The organism is Polluticoccus soli (assembly GCF_029269745.1).
GTDB classification, from domain to species: Bacteria; Bacteroidota; Bacteroidia; order Chitinophagales; family Chitinophagaceae; genus Polluticoccus; species Polluticoccus soli.
Window position 1 is genome coordinate 588,060 of sequence record NZ_JARJHT010000002.1, and the last position, 16,642, is coordinate 604,701.

The 16,642-nt window shown below is 43.8% G+C and carries 16 protein-coding genes and 2 tRNA genes; 5 read left to right on the forward strand and 13 right to left on the reverse strand.

The features are described 5' to 3' along the window. The first annotated feature begins 21 nt into the window (after positions 1–21). Positions 22–95 (forward strand) — tRNA-Met (locus P2W83_RS13255). A gap of 126 nt (positions 96–221) precedes the next feature. Here P2W83_RS13255 and P2W83_RS13260 read toward each other — a convergent pair. The 6 genes from P2W83_RS13260 to P2W83_RS13285 all read right to left on the reverse strand — a co-directional run bounded on the left by P2W83_RS13260 (position 222) and on the right by P2W83_RS13285 (position 8,330). After that, entirely contained in the window at positions 222–803 is a 582-nt protein-coding gene (locus P2W83_RS13260; RefSeq protein WP_276134226.1) for a pseudouridine synthase, read from the reverse strand. A 157-nt stretch (positions 804–960) separates the two neighbouring features. After that, positions 961–1,665, reverse strand: a complete 705-nt coding sequence (locus tag P2W83_RS13265; protein WP_276134227.1) for an FkbM family methyltransferase — start codon at positions 1,663–1,665, stop codon at positions 961–963. Between the two features lie 46 nt (positions 1,666–1,711). Beyond that, entirely contained in the window at positions 1,712–4,936 is a 3,225-nt protein-coding gene (locus P2W83_RS13270) for an error-prone DNA polymerase (RefSeq protein ID WP_276134228.1), read from the reverse strand. Positions 4,937–4,948: 12 nt separating this feature from the next. Continuing rightward, positions 4,949–6,448: a Y-family DNA polymerase gene (locus P2W83_RS13275; RefSeq protein ID WP_276134229.1), complete on the reverse strand. Its 1,500-nt coding sequence runs from the start codon at positions 6,446–6,448 to the stop codon at positions 4,949–4,951. A 1-nt stretch (position 6,449) separates the two neighbouring features. Further along, the gene (locus tag P2W83_RS13280; RefSeq protein ID WP_276134230.1) at positions 6,450–7,187 is read right to left on the reverse strand and encodes an ImuA family protein; all 738 of its coding nucleotides are present in this window, start codon (positions 7,185–7,187) and stop codon (positions 6,450–6,452) included. 108 nt (positions 7,188–7,295) lie between these two features. Next, the gene (locus tag P2W83_RS13285; protein WP_276134231.1) at positions 7,296–8,330 is read right to left on the reverse strand and encodes a helix-turn-helix domain-containing protein; all 1,035 of its coding nucleotides are present in this window, start codon (positions 8,328–8,330) and stop codon (positions 7,296–7,298) included. A 204-nt stretch (positions 8,331–8,534) separates the two neighbouring features. On the opposite strand from P2W83_RS13285, the gene P2W83_RS13290 reads away from it, so the two are divergent. Both P2W83_RS13290 and P2W83_RS13295 read left to right on the forward strand, forming a co-directional pair. Beyond that, positions 8,535–8,879, forward strand: a complete 345-nt coding sequence (locus tag P2W83_RS13290) for a hypothetical protein (protein ID WP_276134232.1) — start codon at positions 8,535–8,537, stop codon at positions 8,877–8,879. Between the two features lie 98 nt (positions 8,880–8,977). Continuing rightward, a complete protein-coding gene (locus P2W83_RS13295) occupies positions 8,978–9,157 on the forward strand; it encodes a hypothetical protein (RefSeq protein ID WP_276134233.1) in 180 nt (59 codons plus the stop codon). 81 nt (positions 9,158–9,238) lie between these two features. Here P2W83_RS13295 and P2W83_RS13300 read toward each other — a convergent pair whose 3' ends face one another. From P2W83_RS13300 to P2W83_RS13330, 7 genes are all read right to left on the reverse strand, one after another. Further along, on the reverse strand, positions 9,239–9,964 hold the full coding sequence (locus tag P2W83_RS13300) for an NlpC/P60 family protein (protein ID WP_276134234.1): 726 nt from the start codon (positions 9,962–9,964) through the stop codon (positions 9,239–9,241). Between the two features lie 91 nt (positions 9,965–10,055). Next, on the reverse strand, positions 10,056–10,763 hold the full coding sequence (locus P2W83_RS13305; protein ID WP_276134235.1) for a polysaccharide deacetylase family protein: 708 nt from the start codon (positions 10,761–10,763) through the stop codon (positions 10,056–10,058). 10 nt (positions 10,764–10,773) lie between these two features. After that, entirely contained in the window at positions 10,774–11,865 is a 1,092-nt protein-coding gene (locus tag P2W83_RS13310) for a serine hydrolase domain-containing protein (RefSeq protein ID WP_276134236.1), read from the reverse strand. A 166-nt stretch (positions 11,866–12,031) separates the two neighbouring features. Beyond that, a complete protein-coding gene (locus P2W83_RS13315; protein WP_276134237.1) occupies positions 12,032–12,529 on the reverse strand; it encodes a DinB family protein in 498 nt (165 codons plus the stop codon). An 83-nt stretch (positions 12,530–12,612) separates the two neighbouring features. Next, positions 12,613–13,302, reverse strand: coding sequence for a helix-turn-helix transcriptional regulator (locus P2W83_RS13320; RefSeq protein WP_276134238.1), 690 nt, complete (start codon positions 13,300–13,302; stop codon positions 12,613–12,615). Positions 13,303–13,339: 37 nt separating this feature from the next. Next, complete coding sequence (locus tag P2W83_RS13325) at positions 13,340–14,593, reverse strand: hypothetical protein (RefSeq protein ID WP_276134239.1); 1,254 nt, start codon at positions 14,591–14,593, stop codon at positions 13,340–13,342. Positions 14,594–14,694: 101 nt separating this feature from the next. Beyond that, positions 14,695–14,766: transfer RNA gene (locus P2W83_RS13330), tRNA-Met, on the reverse strand. Between the two features lie 96 nt (positions 14,767–14,862). Here P2W83_RS13330 and era point away from each other — a divergent pair. Together era and P2W83_RS13340 are read left to right on the forward strand one after the other, a co-directional pair. Next, positions 14,863–15,750, forward strand: coding sequence for a GTPase Era (gene era / locus P2W83_RS13335; protein WP_276134240.1), 888 nt, complete (start codon positions 14,863–14,865; stop codon positions 15,748–15,750). Beyond that, complete coding sequence (locus P2W83_RS13340; RefSeq protein WP_276134241.1) at positions 15,734–16,621, forward strand: 1-aminocyclopropane-1-carboxylate deaminase/D-cysteine desulfhydrase; 888 nt, start codon at positions 15,734–15,736, stop codon at positions 16,619–16,621. Before era ends, P2W83_RS13340 begins: the two co-directional genes overlap by 17 nt. Positions 16,622–16,642: the final 21 nt, after the last annotated feature.

The following is a 16,642-nucleotide window of genomic DNA, read 5'->3' on the forward strand; positions in this document are numbered from 1 at the left end:
CTAACTTTGCAATCCCAAAATGGCGAGGTAGCTCAGATGGTTAGAGCGCAGGATTCATAACCCTGAGGTCACGGGTTCAACTCCCGTCTTCGCTACACAGTCCCAAAAGCCTTTCAGGTCAAAAGCCTTGAAAGGCTTTTTTACTTTACAATAGTATCCCATCACAACCGTTAGTCAGTAATGCTATATAGTGATATTGTCTAATCCGATAAAGAACAATGCTAGATATCCAATAGTGCAAAAAAGTCTTGCTCGTTGATCTCCTTTACTTCGCCGGGTTGTAATTGTGCTAGTTCAAGTTGCTCGATAGATATGCGTATGAGCCTTTTGCAACGGTGTTTTACGGCATGTACCATTTTACGTATCTGGTGGTATTTACCTTCGGTGAGCGTGATACGAAGCCAGGTGTACGGGACATAATCCTGAGGTTCGTAAGGGTTGGCAAATAGTCCTTCCGGTGTGGGGACAATATCCACTTCGCAAGGTGTTGTGGTATAATTAACGCCCCCTTTAATGGTTATGGAGATGCCATTCCGCAAAGCTGTTAAGCTATCCTGGCTTACCGCGTACCGTACTTTTACGAGGTAGGTGCGCTTATGCGGTTTTTCGCTCTGAAATAGCAACCGGGTTACTTTCTTATTTGTAGTTAGCAACAATAAGCCTTCTGACTCTTTATCGAGCCTGCCGATGGCGTGTGTGCCTGCCGGAAACGGGTAGTTGAGGTCGTGCAGCCCTACCATGTCCGTGCCAATGAATTGGGACAGCATATTGCCCGGCTTATTGATAATAAAGTACCGGTGCATAGGGTCTGCAATAGTTTCCCCGTAGTTGGTTTGTTCGGAGACATGAATTTCAGTCACGAAAAATCAGTAGAATCAGCAAAAGTAGTGGAATTGATGGGTTGCATGAGCAACCAACTGCGCATAAATTTTTTTATATATTTATAAATATCCAATGTCGTTAATAACGAAAGGCCGGACAATCATTACTATCTATAATGAACCTGTAGCCATAGCCTTTTAGCTTTTGCAGAAAATTCAAAAGAGTATGGTCTACGCCGTTTGGCAATTCAAATATGATGTTGTTGGGTTTAACTCTTTCTAATGGGAAAGATTGCAGAATGTGTATGTCAAAGCCTTCAACATCGGTAATAATGAAGTCGTAGTCTTTTGTGATAATGCTGTTGAAACTGAGACATTTTACGTTCTCATGGGTTAGATAGTTGTTTGGATCAACTGTTAACCCTTCTTTCCGAATGTTGTCCTGAATGTAAGGAGTGTCGAAATTGTTTATAAGCCGTTCTTTGTCGAAGCTGGCAAGACCTGAAGCCCAACGGGAGTTACTGAAATTGTATTTATACAGCGGTTTTTCGCCCTCTTTATCGTCAATGGCGATGTTCAATAAGTCAATGTTAGGGTTATCTGCATAGGTCGCTTTCAGTTTTTCGAATGCTACAGACTGCGGTTCGATTACAATTCCTTTCCAGTTATATCTTTTAATGAAATAATAGTAGTTATCCCATGTAATACCGTCGTTGGCTCCTACCTGCACGAAACTAATGTTTTTATTTCTCCGGCAATACTCGGCTATCATGTGTTGAATTGTGCCCGGTTGAAATTGTCTCAGTCCCGTTAGCTTATGGATAACCTTTCTTGTTATGTTCATAGAAGATAAAGGTATTGAAAACTGTAAGAAACTGCATAGCTGCTTACTACCTGAAATTCCTACCTCCATGAAATATATCCAACTGCTCTGTACGTTGCTTTTTTAGTCTTTGATCTTTGGTGTCATATTCGGTGCCGTCTTCATCTGCTCTTGACAGGGTTGATAATGCAGACTCGTCTTCTGCTTTAGAAACAGTAAGAAAATTAGAGACGTCATGACAACGACTGACGATAACATGGGTTACCTGGCCTTCGCGTTGCAGTTTGCCTTCAGCCATTAGCAGTTTGGCTCTAACGATCTCTTTGCGGTATTTATCGAATATATGTTTAAATACAACGAGATTAACAACCCCGGTCTCATCTTCAAGCGTGATGAATACAATGCCGCTGGCTGTGCCCGGCCTTTGCCGCACAAGTACCAGGCCTGAAACTTTTATAGGGTCACCATCTTTGTAAGTGTTAAGGTCTTTGCTGGAACGTACATTCAGCATAATAAGTTTATCTCTTGCAAAGCTTACAGGGTGTGCTCTTAACGTTAAGGAAGTAGCGCTGTAATCTTGAAGCACATGTTCAGGCAAGCTCATTTTGGGCAGGGCGATATCTTTCTCTGCAGCATTTTCGATAGGTTGCCCTTCAAACATACCGGTCGGCCGATCATTCAAGGCAGATACATCCCATAGTGCCTGACGCCGCTCTATTCCGAGCGATCTGAAAGCATCGGCATCTGCCAGTTTTTCTAAAGCAGCTTGCGATACGCCTGCATCACGAAGGGATTGAATCGTTGTAAAAGGTTTTTCACGAGCAGCGATAAGTACCTGCATATCTTCTTTGTTTAAACCGGTCACCTGACGGAAACCAAGACGAATAGGATAGTGTTTGCCAGTGTTTTCATCAAGTGTATTATCCCAATATGATTCATTAACATCGACCGGTAATACTGTGACGCCATGCTTTTGAGCATCGTAAATGATCTGTGCAGGCTGGTAGAAACCCATAGGCATGCTATTAAGCAAGGCTGTGGCAAATACATCAGGGTAATAACACTTGATCCAGGACGAGGCATATACAAGTAGAGCAAAGCTCGCAGCGTGGCTTTCAGGAAATCCATAACTACCAAAGCCTTCCAGCTGCTTAAAGACGCGTCTTGCAAATTCTTCTTCGTAGCCGTTGGCTAACATGCCGCTTATTAACTTCTGTTCGAAGTAACTTACCTTGCCCTTAGCTTTAAATGTTGCCATGCTGCGACGCAGCTCATCGGCTTCTGTTGGAGTAAAACCAGCAGCAACTATGGCTATTTCCATAGCTTGCTCCTGGAATAATGGAACGCCTTTTGTTCGAGATAAAATTCCTTCTAGTCGTGGAGGGTAATCAATATCCTCTTCACCATTACGCCGCCTTAAATATGGATGCACCATATCCCCTTGTATGGGGCCGGGTCTTACTATGGCTACTTCAATTACGAGATCATAAAACTCTTTAGGTTTTAATCGTGGCAGCATAGACATCTGTGCCCGGCTTTCTATCTGGAATACACCGATAGTATCAGCTTGGCTGATCATTTCATAGACTTTAGGATCGTCTTCTCCTTTGTTTATGCCGGCTAATGTCAGGTCTTTATTGTAGTGTTGTTTTACAAGATCGAATGCTTTACTCAAACACGTAAGCATGCCTAATGCCAATACGTCTACTTTCAGAAAGCCTAAGGCTTCGATGTCATCTTTGTTCCATTCAATGCAGGTACGATTCTCCATACGTGCATTGAGGATAGGGCAGAGATCAGATAGTTTACCTTGTGTAATAACAAATCCACCGGTGTGTTGTCCCAACTGTCGCGGGAAGCCGACATATTGATAGGTTAGGTCTAATACTTTAAATAAATGCGGATCATTGGCATCAAAGCCTTCGGCAGTGATGCGTTTGCCGTCAAACCATTCATCTGTAAATTCCCATAACGAACTGGACAAGCGGTTAATAGCGTCTACAGACATGCCCATTGCTTTGGCTACATCACGTATGGCTCCTTTTGAATGTACGGTAGTTACAGTAGCGACTATACCTGCCCGGTCACGGCCATACTTGCCATAAATATATTGCATTACTTCCTCTCTGCGTTCGTGCTCAAAGTCTACATCTATATCCGGTGGTTCATCCCTTGCATCTGACATGAAGCGAGCGAATAATACATTGAATTTGGAAGGGTCGACAGAGGTAATGCCCAGGCAATAACAAACCACTGAGTTAGCAGCTGAGCCACGTCCCTGGCAAAGGATTTTTTCTTCTCTTGCAAAGCTTACAAAATCATGAACTGTCAAAAAATAAGAAGCGTAGTTCTTACGTTCTATGAAATCCAGCTCCATTTCGAGGGTTTTCCTGATCTTTTCAGGAATGTTATTTTCAAACCTTTCATTAGCTCCTTCCCATGTCAAGTGTACTAGTTCTTCTTGTGGTGTACGACCTTCTGTTGTGAGTTCTTCCGGGTATACATACTTTAGTTCGCTAAGGGAGAATTGACAGGCGTTTGCAATTTCCTGCGTCCGTTCTATTGCATCAGGGTATTCCCTGAAAACACGATGCATTTCCTTGATAGGTTTTAGATATCGTTCGGCATTTTGATGTAAACGAAATCCTGCATTATAGATCGTACACTTCTCACGGATGCAGGTCAATACGTCCTGCAATTCTCTACGCTCCAGGTTATGGTAATACACATCGTTAGTAGCAACCATTGGGATGTCTAATTCCTCTGCTAGTTGAGCGATGCGGTAGAGTCTTTTGTTGTCATTTGCCTGGTAAGTACGAACAGTTCCGAGGTATAGAGCATTCCCGAAATGTCTTCGGTATTCTTTAAGAGTTGCTTTGAATAGAGGTTCAAACTCAAATTGCTCATTGAGAGATGCCGGCGGAATCACAATGAGTTTCATGTCCTTTGCATGGGCATAAACATCTGCCTTGTACAGGTGGCAATCACCTTTTTCGGTACGTAGATTGCCTATAGACAGTAACCCGGAAAGTCGCGAATAAGCATCTTTGTTAGTAGGATAGACTAGCATACTGTATCCATCCAGCAAATTCAATCGACATGCAGGAATGATCTGGATGTCTTTACCCTTTGCTGCAGCATGAGCACGTACAATACCTGCCAGTGTATTATGATCGGTGATAGCAATTTTTTTATAGCCCAGAGCTATTGCCTGCTCTATCATTTCTTCGGGGTGCGAAGCGCCTCTTAGAAAGCTAAAATTGGTTGTTACCTGTAACTCTGTGTATTCCATCCTTCACATTTTCTATGCAAAAAATCCATGAAGAAACCATTTGGGTTCGTTGCCAGTGTAAGGTCCAAGTCTAAATAGCCAATAGCGGGCGCCATCGTTATCTTCTACGCAGTAGTAATCACGATAATGTCCATTGCGCAGCCACCATTCCTGTTCTATCCGTTCAGGACCATCGGCTTTACTTATGTTGTGCAGTTTGCCTTTGTACTTGAATAACATTGGTGGATAGTCAGGCATCTGTACGGTGACATCAATAAGTTCAGGCTTGGGCAGAAGGTTGACGGGGCGGGGCATATCAATACGCCATTCGGTTGTTGGTTTTTCCTGCAAGGATGTGGCTAGCTTTGCAGCCCGTTCGGGCCAGTAGCTTTCGTTAGGTAGATACCGGCGAATGGTATCCATGCCTGTTTTTCCGGCTATCCTGTCCAGCAATTCTGCTACAGCCCGGTTGTCGCTGGCTGTGGTGCTATTCCATAGCGCATCCTGTGCGCTGGTGAGGTCTTCAACAATAGGCGCTTCCAGTATAAATAGTTCAATGCCCAAATCGGGTTCTATCTGTACTATCTTATTCTCAAATAGTTTGGATAGGTGTTTTACATTTCTTGAAGGACGATTAGTGCCAATATCGATCTGCTGAATGTTGCCATCAATACGGTAGCCCTTGAATACACAACGCCTTAGTCCCTTGTCTTCTTTCTCCAAACGCTCACATAACTTTTCCACCAATTGCTGCAATGCTATCTCAATTCCTGTTGCTGTACGAATAGGCTCGAGGCAAGGCAGACGTTCCTGGTAAGGCTCTATAGGTCTGACCGGCAGAATAGATTCCATTTCCTGTCCTAATGCCTGATCTAGCTTCTGTAATAAGATTTGCCCAAAGCGGCGACGCAAGGCTGTGCGTGGCATCCTGATAAAGCTGCCTATTGTGTGCAGCCCTAGTTTATTTAGCCGTTCAAGAATAACGGGTTCTAAGCGCAAAGCTGCAGGTGGTAATGGTAACAAAGCATCCAGCTGTCGGTCGGATTTGATGATAGGTGTTATCTGCCCAAACCGTGAAATAGCCCAGGCAGTGCCTGCAGTATCAGCCATTGCAGCTCGCACATGGTAACCAAAGCCGCTGAGCCGGTTGATCATGTCTTTTAAGTAAGCCTGTTCGCCACCCCATAAATGTGAGCAACCACTTGCATCAAGTATCAGTCCATCGGGCAGGTCAAGTGCAACGATAGGAGTGTAACGTATGCACCATTCTGTCAGTGCATTCAGCAGTTTATCATCCTGTCCAGGTATATCATCCAGCACTTGCAAAGAGGGTAGGATAGCTTTACAGTCGGCAACTACCATGTTGGGGTAAATGCCTTTGGCCTGTGCTTCTGCGCTTGCCGACCTGACTACCATTCTCCCGCGTTCGGGAGCGGCAAGTACAAAGGGCACTCCCTTTAACTCCGGCCGTCGGCGGATCATCCAGTCCGTCACTAAATGACGAAACCATATGGCAACATATCGCTTTGCCATATTAACCGGTTTTAAGTCTTTGGTTTTTAATGATGGAGAATCTCTGCGGAGCGATAGAGTGAAATTGGCCACCTCTCCATTCAAACTGCCAGGAGCCGGGCTTGCCGTTCCTGACTTTAACCAGTTGTACCTCCCAACGTGGAAACCCCACGCCAGGCATATCTCCTGTTATGCTTGATACAGGTTTGATCATCCAGCGCGTAGTGCAGGCTACTGTATTTTCGCTTCGTGGTTGGTAGCGATGAATAAAGCCAGTGACATTACTGCTTTCTACGGCTAGTTGCAGCCGTCTTGATTCTGTAAATCCAAGCTCGCTTAATTCGCCTATCACAACAGAGATATCCTCGCATTTCAATCCCTCTTCTATAGCCCACAATACTTGTTTGGGCCTTTCCAGGTCGATGAAGATGATCCGTTCAGGATCTATTCCAAAGAGCTTTAGAGCTGGTGGGTAGATCGTACGGCGTGTACTGATCCACAAGCACGGCCCTTTCTGCAACATCAATTGGTCGAGCAATCCGCATATAAAGCCATTTGTAGCAGCTGCATATTCAATGTTAGGGCTGATAAACTCGTGTACTGTGCCGGTAGGAAATGTTTTATTTGGGAAGGCACTCAATAATTCACCCAGGCCAATATTCAAAGGTTTGTCGACCACCGGCTTTTTAGATTGCTGTAAAGAGAGTACCTCTTTTTGCAGCTGCTGCACTATATCCCGTTTTGCCGCCAGTAGACCCATTAGAGCTTATATCTGGCCTTAAAACTAGAAATATTTGCACATTTGTACAAATATTTTTGTTCAAATGTGCAAATATTAGATAGTTAATCGACTGGCTTAAACTGATGTTTATGCACCTAGCGTCTTTTCTTTAGACTTGCTGATCTTATCCTTTACGATGTTAAAGAAGCGGTTACGTTCCTTTTCACTCACCTGGCTTATCAATAACGATTTTCGTATGGTATTCTCGATAGACGCCTTCGAGTATTCACAGAAGTTTTTGTCGCGCGTGGTTATGTAGTTTAGTGTACCATGGTTCACAAAAGTTGTAAGTATCCCGTCAGTTTCTACAAGGATACAGTTATGACCAAGGAAGACCTCGTTGAAGTATAGCTGGTAATTGTTGCGCCCGGCAGGCTTTTCTCCTATGAGGTATTTTTCTCCGGCTTCAGCTTGTTCTTTTATATGATCTATTACTTTTTCAAACTGAGAGTACAGCAACTCTATATTTTCCTTCTTCGTGAAAACGCCCGTATAGGTATAATACTCCAACTGGTGAAGTGTAGCATTAACACTCTCTTCTGTCCAGATCTCTACAGATGGAATGCTATTGTATGTTTTGATGATCTCTTTACCCCATTTCAATAATACATCTCCTAGTTCATTGTCTTCATACTGCACTTTTGCGTACCTGGGATCAGACAGTACTGTCTTCATCCAGAAGAAGTATTTAAACGAAGCAAGCTCGTTGAACTGGAAATGATAGAATATAGGCATGTCTTTGGCCTCGTAGTACATCTTCTTTTGTCCGGTAGCTGCTATCATTTTAAAGCTCTCCAGCATACTCCGGAGGTATAATTCAAAGTCGAAATTGCCCGGAGTAATATTGTTTCCAGTAAAAACGATGCTATTTGAGTTAATGTTCAGGATCTGGTCTACCGACAGGTGGTAATGGCTGGAAAGCTTTTGCATCTCATCGATCGTGATGGGCTTTTCTCCTCTTATGCGCCTGTAAGCACTATCGTTGCTGATATCCAGTATTGTCGCTATTTCTTCTGCAAGAGACATATGTGCCGGCAGGTTAGACTTGATATGCTGAAAGAAAAGTTGCTGAACAGTTGTGCTGTCAGTACCCGTTTTTTTTATGAGATCTTGATTTTCCACACGCAAAAGATTTTCAGTTTTTACTAAATCAGAGAATGGCTTAGTAAAAACCACTAGTGAATATAGTGAAATGATTATATGTATACTGCTTTTTAGCAGAAATTGTTCAATGCCCAAAGTACGGCCCATTGGTCAATTATGATAAGACCTTTTCTCTGGAGATTTTTGTGAAAGTCTTTCCTGGAACACATAAATTTCTGTTTTATGCAAAATAAAAGATCCCTTGTCGTTTTTATTATGACTGCGATCATCTTTGCGCTTGCCCCGAACAATGCGCTTTCATTCGATCGTTACAGTAGCACCATTGGTGAAACGCCAAGATTTTCATTGCATTTGACCTCTCCGCTAGGCGCTATGACCAAAGGAGGCTTAAAACTGGAAGGGATTACGGCATCTGGTGTAGCAGTACTGGGTTTCTACACTCGTTACTGGGGGATATTTCCCGGGAATCAATTTGGGGTAGAGGGCGCAGGTATTTTATCAATGAAAAAGGCAACAATTCAAATTTTTTTCTATACTGTAAGGTACTTGCCGGCAATACCGACGTAAATGAAACATACGCGCCATTTTGGGAGCCGCAAGCAGCGACAAAAGAGATAGCGATTGGCGGGACTTACCTCGGAGCAGGAGCAGGTGGCGGCTATCGTATGAATTATGGAGTGTTCTTCCTAGAGTTTTCGTTTGGTCTTAAAGGTGTAGATGGCGACGGTTCTTCTTCTATGGACGCTTCTATGGACAGGTTATTTGATCGTGAGATATTTTACCTGAGTGGCCCGGGCGCTGTTGTTGATCTTCACTTAAATCTGGGCATTCAGCTCGGGAGATAGCGTCACTGATTTTTTTGTGCCCATATTTGAAAGTAAACAGCCCCCAAGATTGGGGCTGTTGCCATAGTATATTTATGAAAACTAACCTTTAGGTATCTGTCCGCCACCGGCAAATTTATGTGCCCAATAGCTTTCTTTCAGGCTGCTAATGGTGACGCCCTGAGTAGTAGAAGCATGAACAAACTTGTCGTTAGCCAGGTATACTCCTACGTGTGAGATACGTCGTCCTGTTGCGCGAACATGCCCTTTGCGGCGGGTATATGTCGTGGTGTAAAAGAATACCAGGTCTCCTTCTTTCAGCTCGCAAGCTTCGTAGGCCATCGTGCAGGAGTTGAACTGCTCAAATGCCGTACGTAATAGATTCATACCAAATACGTTTTCATAGAGCTTCTGTACGAACGCAGAGCAATCGATGCCGCTTTTGTCATTGCCTCCTAAGCGGTAACGAACACCATACCATTCATCAATAAAGCTATATAAAGGAAAATTGGTAATAGCCTGCGGAACTACACTTAGCAGATCTGAGTATTTTACCTGCAAAACATTCGTAACAGAGGGGTCATATTTTTTAGGAGTAAAGTTGTTGCCTTTGTTTCCGTAAGTGTTTGACCACCTGTCGTATTTATAATTGTTTTTGGCTACGGTAGTATTTACGGTACTATTATAGTTACCGCCGAGCGAAATGCTATCTATGAATTGTGGCTTGCGGTGCCAGCTATAGCCAGCTTGCTTGCTACCTGTGCAGCTGGCAAGCATTAAAAAGGCCGTAAGAGATGCACATGTGCATACAGTCGTCAAATATCTCATCAGTTATGCCCTTGGGAGTGCCGCAAAAATATGTTTATAGCCTAAAGATTGCAAACGCAATGTCGATTTAACAGTTTTTTCACACCCAACGCTATTGTTTATTGACTAGCAACTCGTCGATTGTGACAAACGAATATCCTCGGTGTTTTAAGCCCCGAATAATACCTGGAAGTGCTTCCCTGGCTGAGGTCCTGTTTTCATACATAGCATGAAGTAATATGATAGCGCCGGGTTTGATGCGGGTCATCACGTATTCTTCGATCAGGCGCGGGTTGTTTGCAATATCCGGCTTCGAATCAGGTTCGATATTCCAGGTTACAGTAGTGCGACCAGTCTTGCTTAAATAGTAAGGCAGGTAAAACAGTTTTTTGCAATAAGGCGGACGGAAGTAGATGGGCCTGGTATATCCCAGGGCGTGAATAATACTGTCCGTTGACCGGACTTCCTCCTCAAGAAAAGAGCTGCTTTTAAGCAACATCCTCTGATGAGAATACGAATGATTACCAATGCTGTGGCCCGCCATGGTAATCTGTTTTACAAGCTCCGGATGTTGCGTCATTTCACTACCAGTAAGAAAGAAGGTGGCCTTGATATTGTATTGAGACAGTATGCCTAGAACTTCTGCTGTGTATTTCGTCGGACCATCATCAAAGGTGAGCGCCACAATTTTTTTGTCGGTTTGCACAGAGCTAATAATATTTCCAAAGAACTGGAAAGTGCGAGACCTGCTTACGAAGTAAAGTGATATGACAATGCCTGCAAGTACAAGTATGAAATATTTGATCAGCCTGCTTAGCATATTTCGAGTTCTATTTGGTCTCAATATCTATGATTTGTTGCCCTGCGGCACCCAGGTAGTATTTGACCGCTGGTATATAAGTCTCCGTTCCCTGATCGCAATTAGTGAAAATGACCAGGCCTTTTTTTGATTGGGGCAATATAAAGACAACGGTGTGTACGCCTTTGTCATCGCCGCCATGGGTAATGGCATCTTCATCGCCATTCACTCCTTCATCGATCATCCAACCCAGGCCAAAGTGTTGACGTGGCTTTTTAATAGTCTGGGTGGACTGCATTTCCGCGAACAGATCTTTATTAATGCCTGCGCCATTCATTACATAAATTAAGAACTTACTGTAATCTTCTACTGTTGTTAATAGGTCGTCGGCTGCATTGGCGGATTTGTTCTTGTATGTTTCGTATTTGCTGCCGTCGGCTTTATACCATTCTGCAAATCGCGACTCATCTACCGTTTCATCCCAGTAAAGATGCGTGTCATGCATGCCCAATGGCTTAAAGATCAGCTCAGCGGCCAGCTGATCAAGCGACTTTTTGAACTTTTTTTCCAATGCTTTTCTCAAGTATTCAAAGCCTTCACCCGAATATTGATACTTGGTGCCCGGCTCAAATTCAAACGCCAATTTGCCGTCAGCATTTTTGTAGCGCCAGTTAGGAAAACCTGTTTTGTGCGTGAGAATGTGGCGCGTGGTTAGTTTTTTGCTTCGTTGGTCACTGGCTATATCAGGATCCGTCCAGTATTTATAGATAGGTTCGTCGAGCCTCCATTTTCCGGCGTCTATCAACTTTAGCACAACCATCGTAGTGATTGGCTTAGTGAGCGATGCTACATTGAAGATGGTATTGGATGGATAATCCTGCCCATGCGACCTTTGGCCATAGAAGGTGATTTCTTTGATCTTCCCGTCTTCAATGTGTCCTATGCCTACAGCAGGTATATTCTTCTTTCTTAGCCAATTCTCAGTTATGGCCTTATCCCGAAACAATAGAGATTCATCAGCTTTGCCTGATTCTGACATTTCCTGTGCACAAAGCGGCACGTAAGAAATGAAGAACACGACAAGAGTAATCAACCCTGAGCGGGTTGGGGAAATGGCTAACATGCTTTAAAGCTAAAGCATGTTAGGTGCAGAACAAAGGAGGGTGCACATTAACATGTGCACCGTTCCTATGTCGCCACTCTAAAGGCAACATTTAAGCTCATTGAATATGATCTTGATTATGATCTCAAGAGGAAATGTTGCGCAATGCAGCAACTGCCAGCCGACTTTAAAGACCCATTTCATCTGCACTTGGTCCGTAGCTGCCTGGAATAGGAATGTCTAATAAGCGGAGATAAACGCCCAGTTGTGCCCTGTGATGGACGATCTGGCAATACGTCATGCGAATGACCTCTGCCTTGGAGCTGGAGCTATAAACCTGGTCGCCATTACGAAGTACCCATGTTTTTTTCAAAATGTCCTCGTTGGTTTTTTCGAGATGCTCTTTGCCGCCTTGCCATTCTTTTTCGAAGTATTGCATCAGTTCGTTGGTACTGTTGATGGATACAGGCGAATATGGGTTTTCGGCAAAGTCCAGCCCGTCAGTTGTTACAGTCATGGTGATCCATGATGGTAGTTCTGCAATATGGGTTGCGAGGCTGCGAATGGTCATGCTCTTAGCATGTGGTTTCCAGTCGTATTTGTCGTTGGGCACGATGGAAAGCATTTTGCGCGTGGTTTCGGCTTCCTGGGTAAATTCTTTCAGGAAAGTTTGGATGGTTGACATAGTTCGTTTCTTTTATGAAGCAAAGAAACCATGGCCCACTGTCAACCCTATGGCAGTCTGAAAACTGTTGAAGAAATATTTTGCTAGTAATTTACCGGAAGCTGTTTCATGTACTCGTCCAGGGTTATATGGTCTGCTTTGGAGAAGGGAAGGGTGGTGCTATTGAGATTCAGAATGCGCTGTACTTTAAAGTCTCTATAGTCGGTGCGTAGGTGACACCAACCTATGAGGTGCCAGCTGAATGCGTAATAAACAAGCCCAAGCGGTTCAATGTTCCGTTGACTGACCTCCTGGTTGTTATTCTTATAATCGAGGGTAACAACGGTTTGCGATGTGATCGCCTCCTGAAGCAATGACAAGTATTCAAAGTCGGGGCGCATTTTTTCGTGCATCTGGAATTTGATGTTATTGTTCAGGAATTCCAGTTTTTCTTTTTCTTTCCCGCGAAGTACGGCCTTTACTTTGCTGAGAGCGCTTGAATAGTGCGTTTGTATGGACTTATCTGCAAACCCCGCCGCCATCCGTTCCATCAACAAGAGCGCATTAGCTTCTTCAGAACTGAAAGAGACGGGCGGAAGAAAATAACCCTGCACAATAAAATATCCCCTGTTTTGCTCAAAGCTCACCGGGATCCCCTGTTCACAAAGCGCCTTAATGTCGCGATATACGGTACGAACGCTAATATTAAATCGCTCCGCAATGTTCTCAGCAGGCACATATTTTTTGGATTGCAGTATGGTAAGAATGCCAAACAGCCTGTCTATGCGGTTCATAATAACGTTTAGTGGTAAAAATACGCCTAATTGGTCACTATGGGTGGTCAAGAGCCTTCGGCACAGGCACATGCTTTTTGTGTAGAATGGAGCGTTGGTGTCGACGCTCCAGCAGTTTTTGGGCCGCAATAAAGCACACCAAAAGCCAGAACGATAGTAGAGGTGCCTGATAACGCAGGATAGAAAGCACCATTACCGACATGCCCACAGTCAACACTGAATAGGTAAATATGAATAATAACAGCGTGTTGTATCGCTGGTTGTTTTGTCGCACAAGACTGCCCGATGATATTAGAAAAAACAATAGAGTTATTCCGATCAACAGCTTATTCAACATCTCAACTTTCGGGTTTTGTGAATCTGTGCCGTAGAAGCTGCGACGCAGTTTCAGCCAGAAAAGTTCTACTGCCGTCTTTGGTTCATCTGCGAGATAGTGTTTTACAAAACTTACTTCGTCCCGTGCCGGCGCAATATGCTCACCTTCTTTTAAAGTATAGTAGATGTAGTAGAAAGAGTCCGATAAGACCTTGACATTGTCTGGCAGTTCTATCGGCTGACGGTATTTCTTATTGTTAAAACTCAATCCATCCCGGAAGCTAGGTAATCCGCCCGATGCAATAAAACCGCTGCCATACTTGCTGTTGAAATATTGCCAGGGTGTTATGGTAAGCACGACCGCTAGCGCAAATACGGTTGCGGGTAGCAGTTTTCTACGAGTTAACAAGATCAACAATGATATCGCTAATGCCAATCCCTGCATGCGGGTGAGAATGACAAGTCCGGCAAGCAAACCCGTTATTAATAGGTTGGTATTGCTGTTGCCTTTTTTTAGCGCAAACCATACGGCATACAGCGAGCAACAAATGAAGATCAGTTCACTATTTACACCTCTAACAATAAAAGAAAGAATATAGGGGTTGAAGATCACGATGGTGGTCGCGAGTTTCTTCAAAATGGTAGACGCATTGTATTCAAAATGTTTCAGAAGAAGCTCAAAGCCCCGCTGAATTAGTAGGGTCAAAAGTGTATGAAGCAGCAATATGGCTGCTCCCTTTCCGGCGAAACCGAGTAATTTAAATGCTGTAAAATAGATGAGACTGGTAATTGGCGGATATCTATTGTTGAGCTGTCCGGCCGAAATAAGGGAGCCTGTGTTTGATAGCTGGTTGATTTGCTTTGCGTAGTCACCAAGGTCGGTGTCCCATGTCCCGATGGAGTATGATGCAAGCAGTGCTACGATAATCAGAACGTAGCCGGCATACCTATGGATATATTTTAAACGAAGGTTCACTGTGCTTAAAAATCAAGCTAATACTAGGCAGGAAAACGGGAAAAAGCAAACGCGAGAAGCATGTAAAACAAAAGGGCTTCTGAATTCAGAAGCCCTTTTCGTAGCGAGGACAGGGATCGAACCTGTGACCTTCGGGTTATGAGCCCGACGAGCTACCGCTGCTCTACCTCGCGATGAGGGTGCAAAGATAAGGGGCAGGTTTTGAATAAACAAGCGTTTCTGTTTTTATTTCTTTAAAGAAGTTATTCCATCTATTTTTACCGCAGTTTATGTCTGAACAATATCAATCGGGTTTCGTTAATATATTCGGTGCACCCAATGCAGGAAAATCTACATTGCTCAATGCATTGCTGGGTGAAAACCTCGTGATCACCTCACACAAGGTGCAAACCACACGTCACCGCATACTGGGTATCATGACGGAAGACAATTACCAGATCGTTTTTTCGGATACGCCTGGTATCATCGAGCCCAAATACAAGCTGCATGAAAAAATGATGCGCCATGTAAAAAGTGCGCTGGAAGATGCAGACGTGGCGATATTAATGCATGACATCAATGAACCATTGGCTGATTTTGAGGCCATCGTGCAGACATTGAAACTCAAAGTGCCCGTTATTCTGCTGCTTAATAAAATAGATACTATTAAAGATAAGCAGCAGGTAGAAGTGCGGGTAAAAGCCTTTAAAGAAAAATTTCCTAACTGGGATGTATTGCCGGTATCTGCTAAATCAAAAACAAATATTGACAAAGTTGTTCCGTTAATACTCAAGTCGCTGCCTGAAGCGCCACCTTACTATCCTGAAGATAGTGTGTCGGACAGGCCAGTTCGCTTTTTTGTAAGTGAACTGATTCGGCAGCAGATCTTCAATATGTATCACGAGGAGATACCTTATCACACTGCTGTTATCATCCAGTCGTTTGAAGAGAAACCGCATATTAATGTGATCAAGGCAGAGATCATTGTAGCCCGTGAAACGCAAAAGGTTATTCTAATAGGTAAAGGCGGGAGCCTTATAAAGAACCTCGGCATCAAATCGCGGGAGGCGATTGAAGAGTTCTTGCAAAAGAAGGTGCACCTGGAACTCTTTGTGAAAGTACGCCCCAAGTGGAGAGATAATGAAAACTACCTGAGGGAGTATGGATATAATTCCTGATCCGCGCATACAAGTTTTACAACCCGAATGGTTCTTTCCTTATGTACAGGAAGTAGCCATGTTGCGATTGGACGAAGTGCACCCAATAGTGTCCGGTAACAAGTGGTTTAAGCTCAAACGCAATATTACTCATGCTATTCAACAGGGCTGCGAGACAATACTGACATTCGGAGGGGGATATTCTAATCACCTTGTTGCTACAGCCGCTGCCGCAAAAGAATTTGGGTTAAAAAGTGTAGGAGTCGTTCGTGGAGTGTACGAACAATTGACACCGACGCTTGTAGCCTGCCAAGGATTCGACATGCTGATCGAATTTGTTTCGCAGGACGAGTATGATCGGAAAGATGACGAGACCTGGCTGAAACAATTGACAGAGAAATATGAAAAAGTATTTGTTGTTCCTGAAGGTGGCGCCAATGACTGGGGCAGGGAAGGAGCTGCGGAAATAGCGGGTTTTATCCCATCGGGCTATACTCATGTATGTGTGTCTGTAGGTACTGGTACCACGCTGGAAGGTATTAGAAAAGCACTATCTACAGAAGTAGAGGTCTTTGGCTATGTGCCTATGAAAGGAGGCACTTACCTGACTGATGAAATTTCCAAACACGTTCCTTCAAATGCTAACTGGCTACTTTTTGATGAATGGCATTTTGGTGGGTTTGGAAAACGCACTGACGGACTTATTTCTTTTATGAATGAGTTCTATTCAATAAACCACATCCCATTGGATATGGTCTACACAGCAAAAATGATGTATGGTGTGCAAGCTCAAATGAAAGCAGGCGTTTTTCCTCCCGACGCCAGCATTTTATGCATACATACGGGTGGGCTGCAAGGCAACTCAAGTATTGCTGAAAGGCTTGTATACTAAGTGTCTTATTCCAGAAGTATT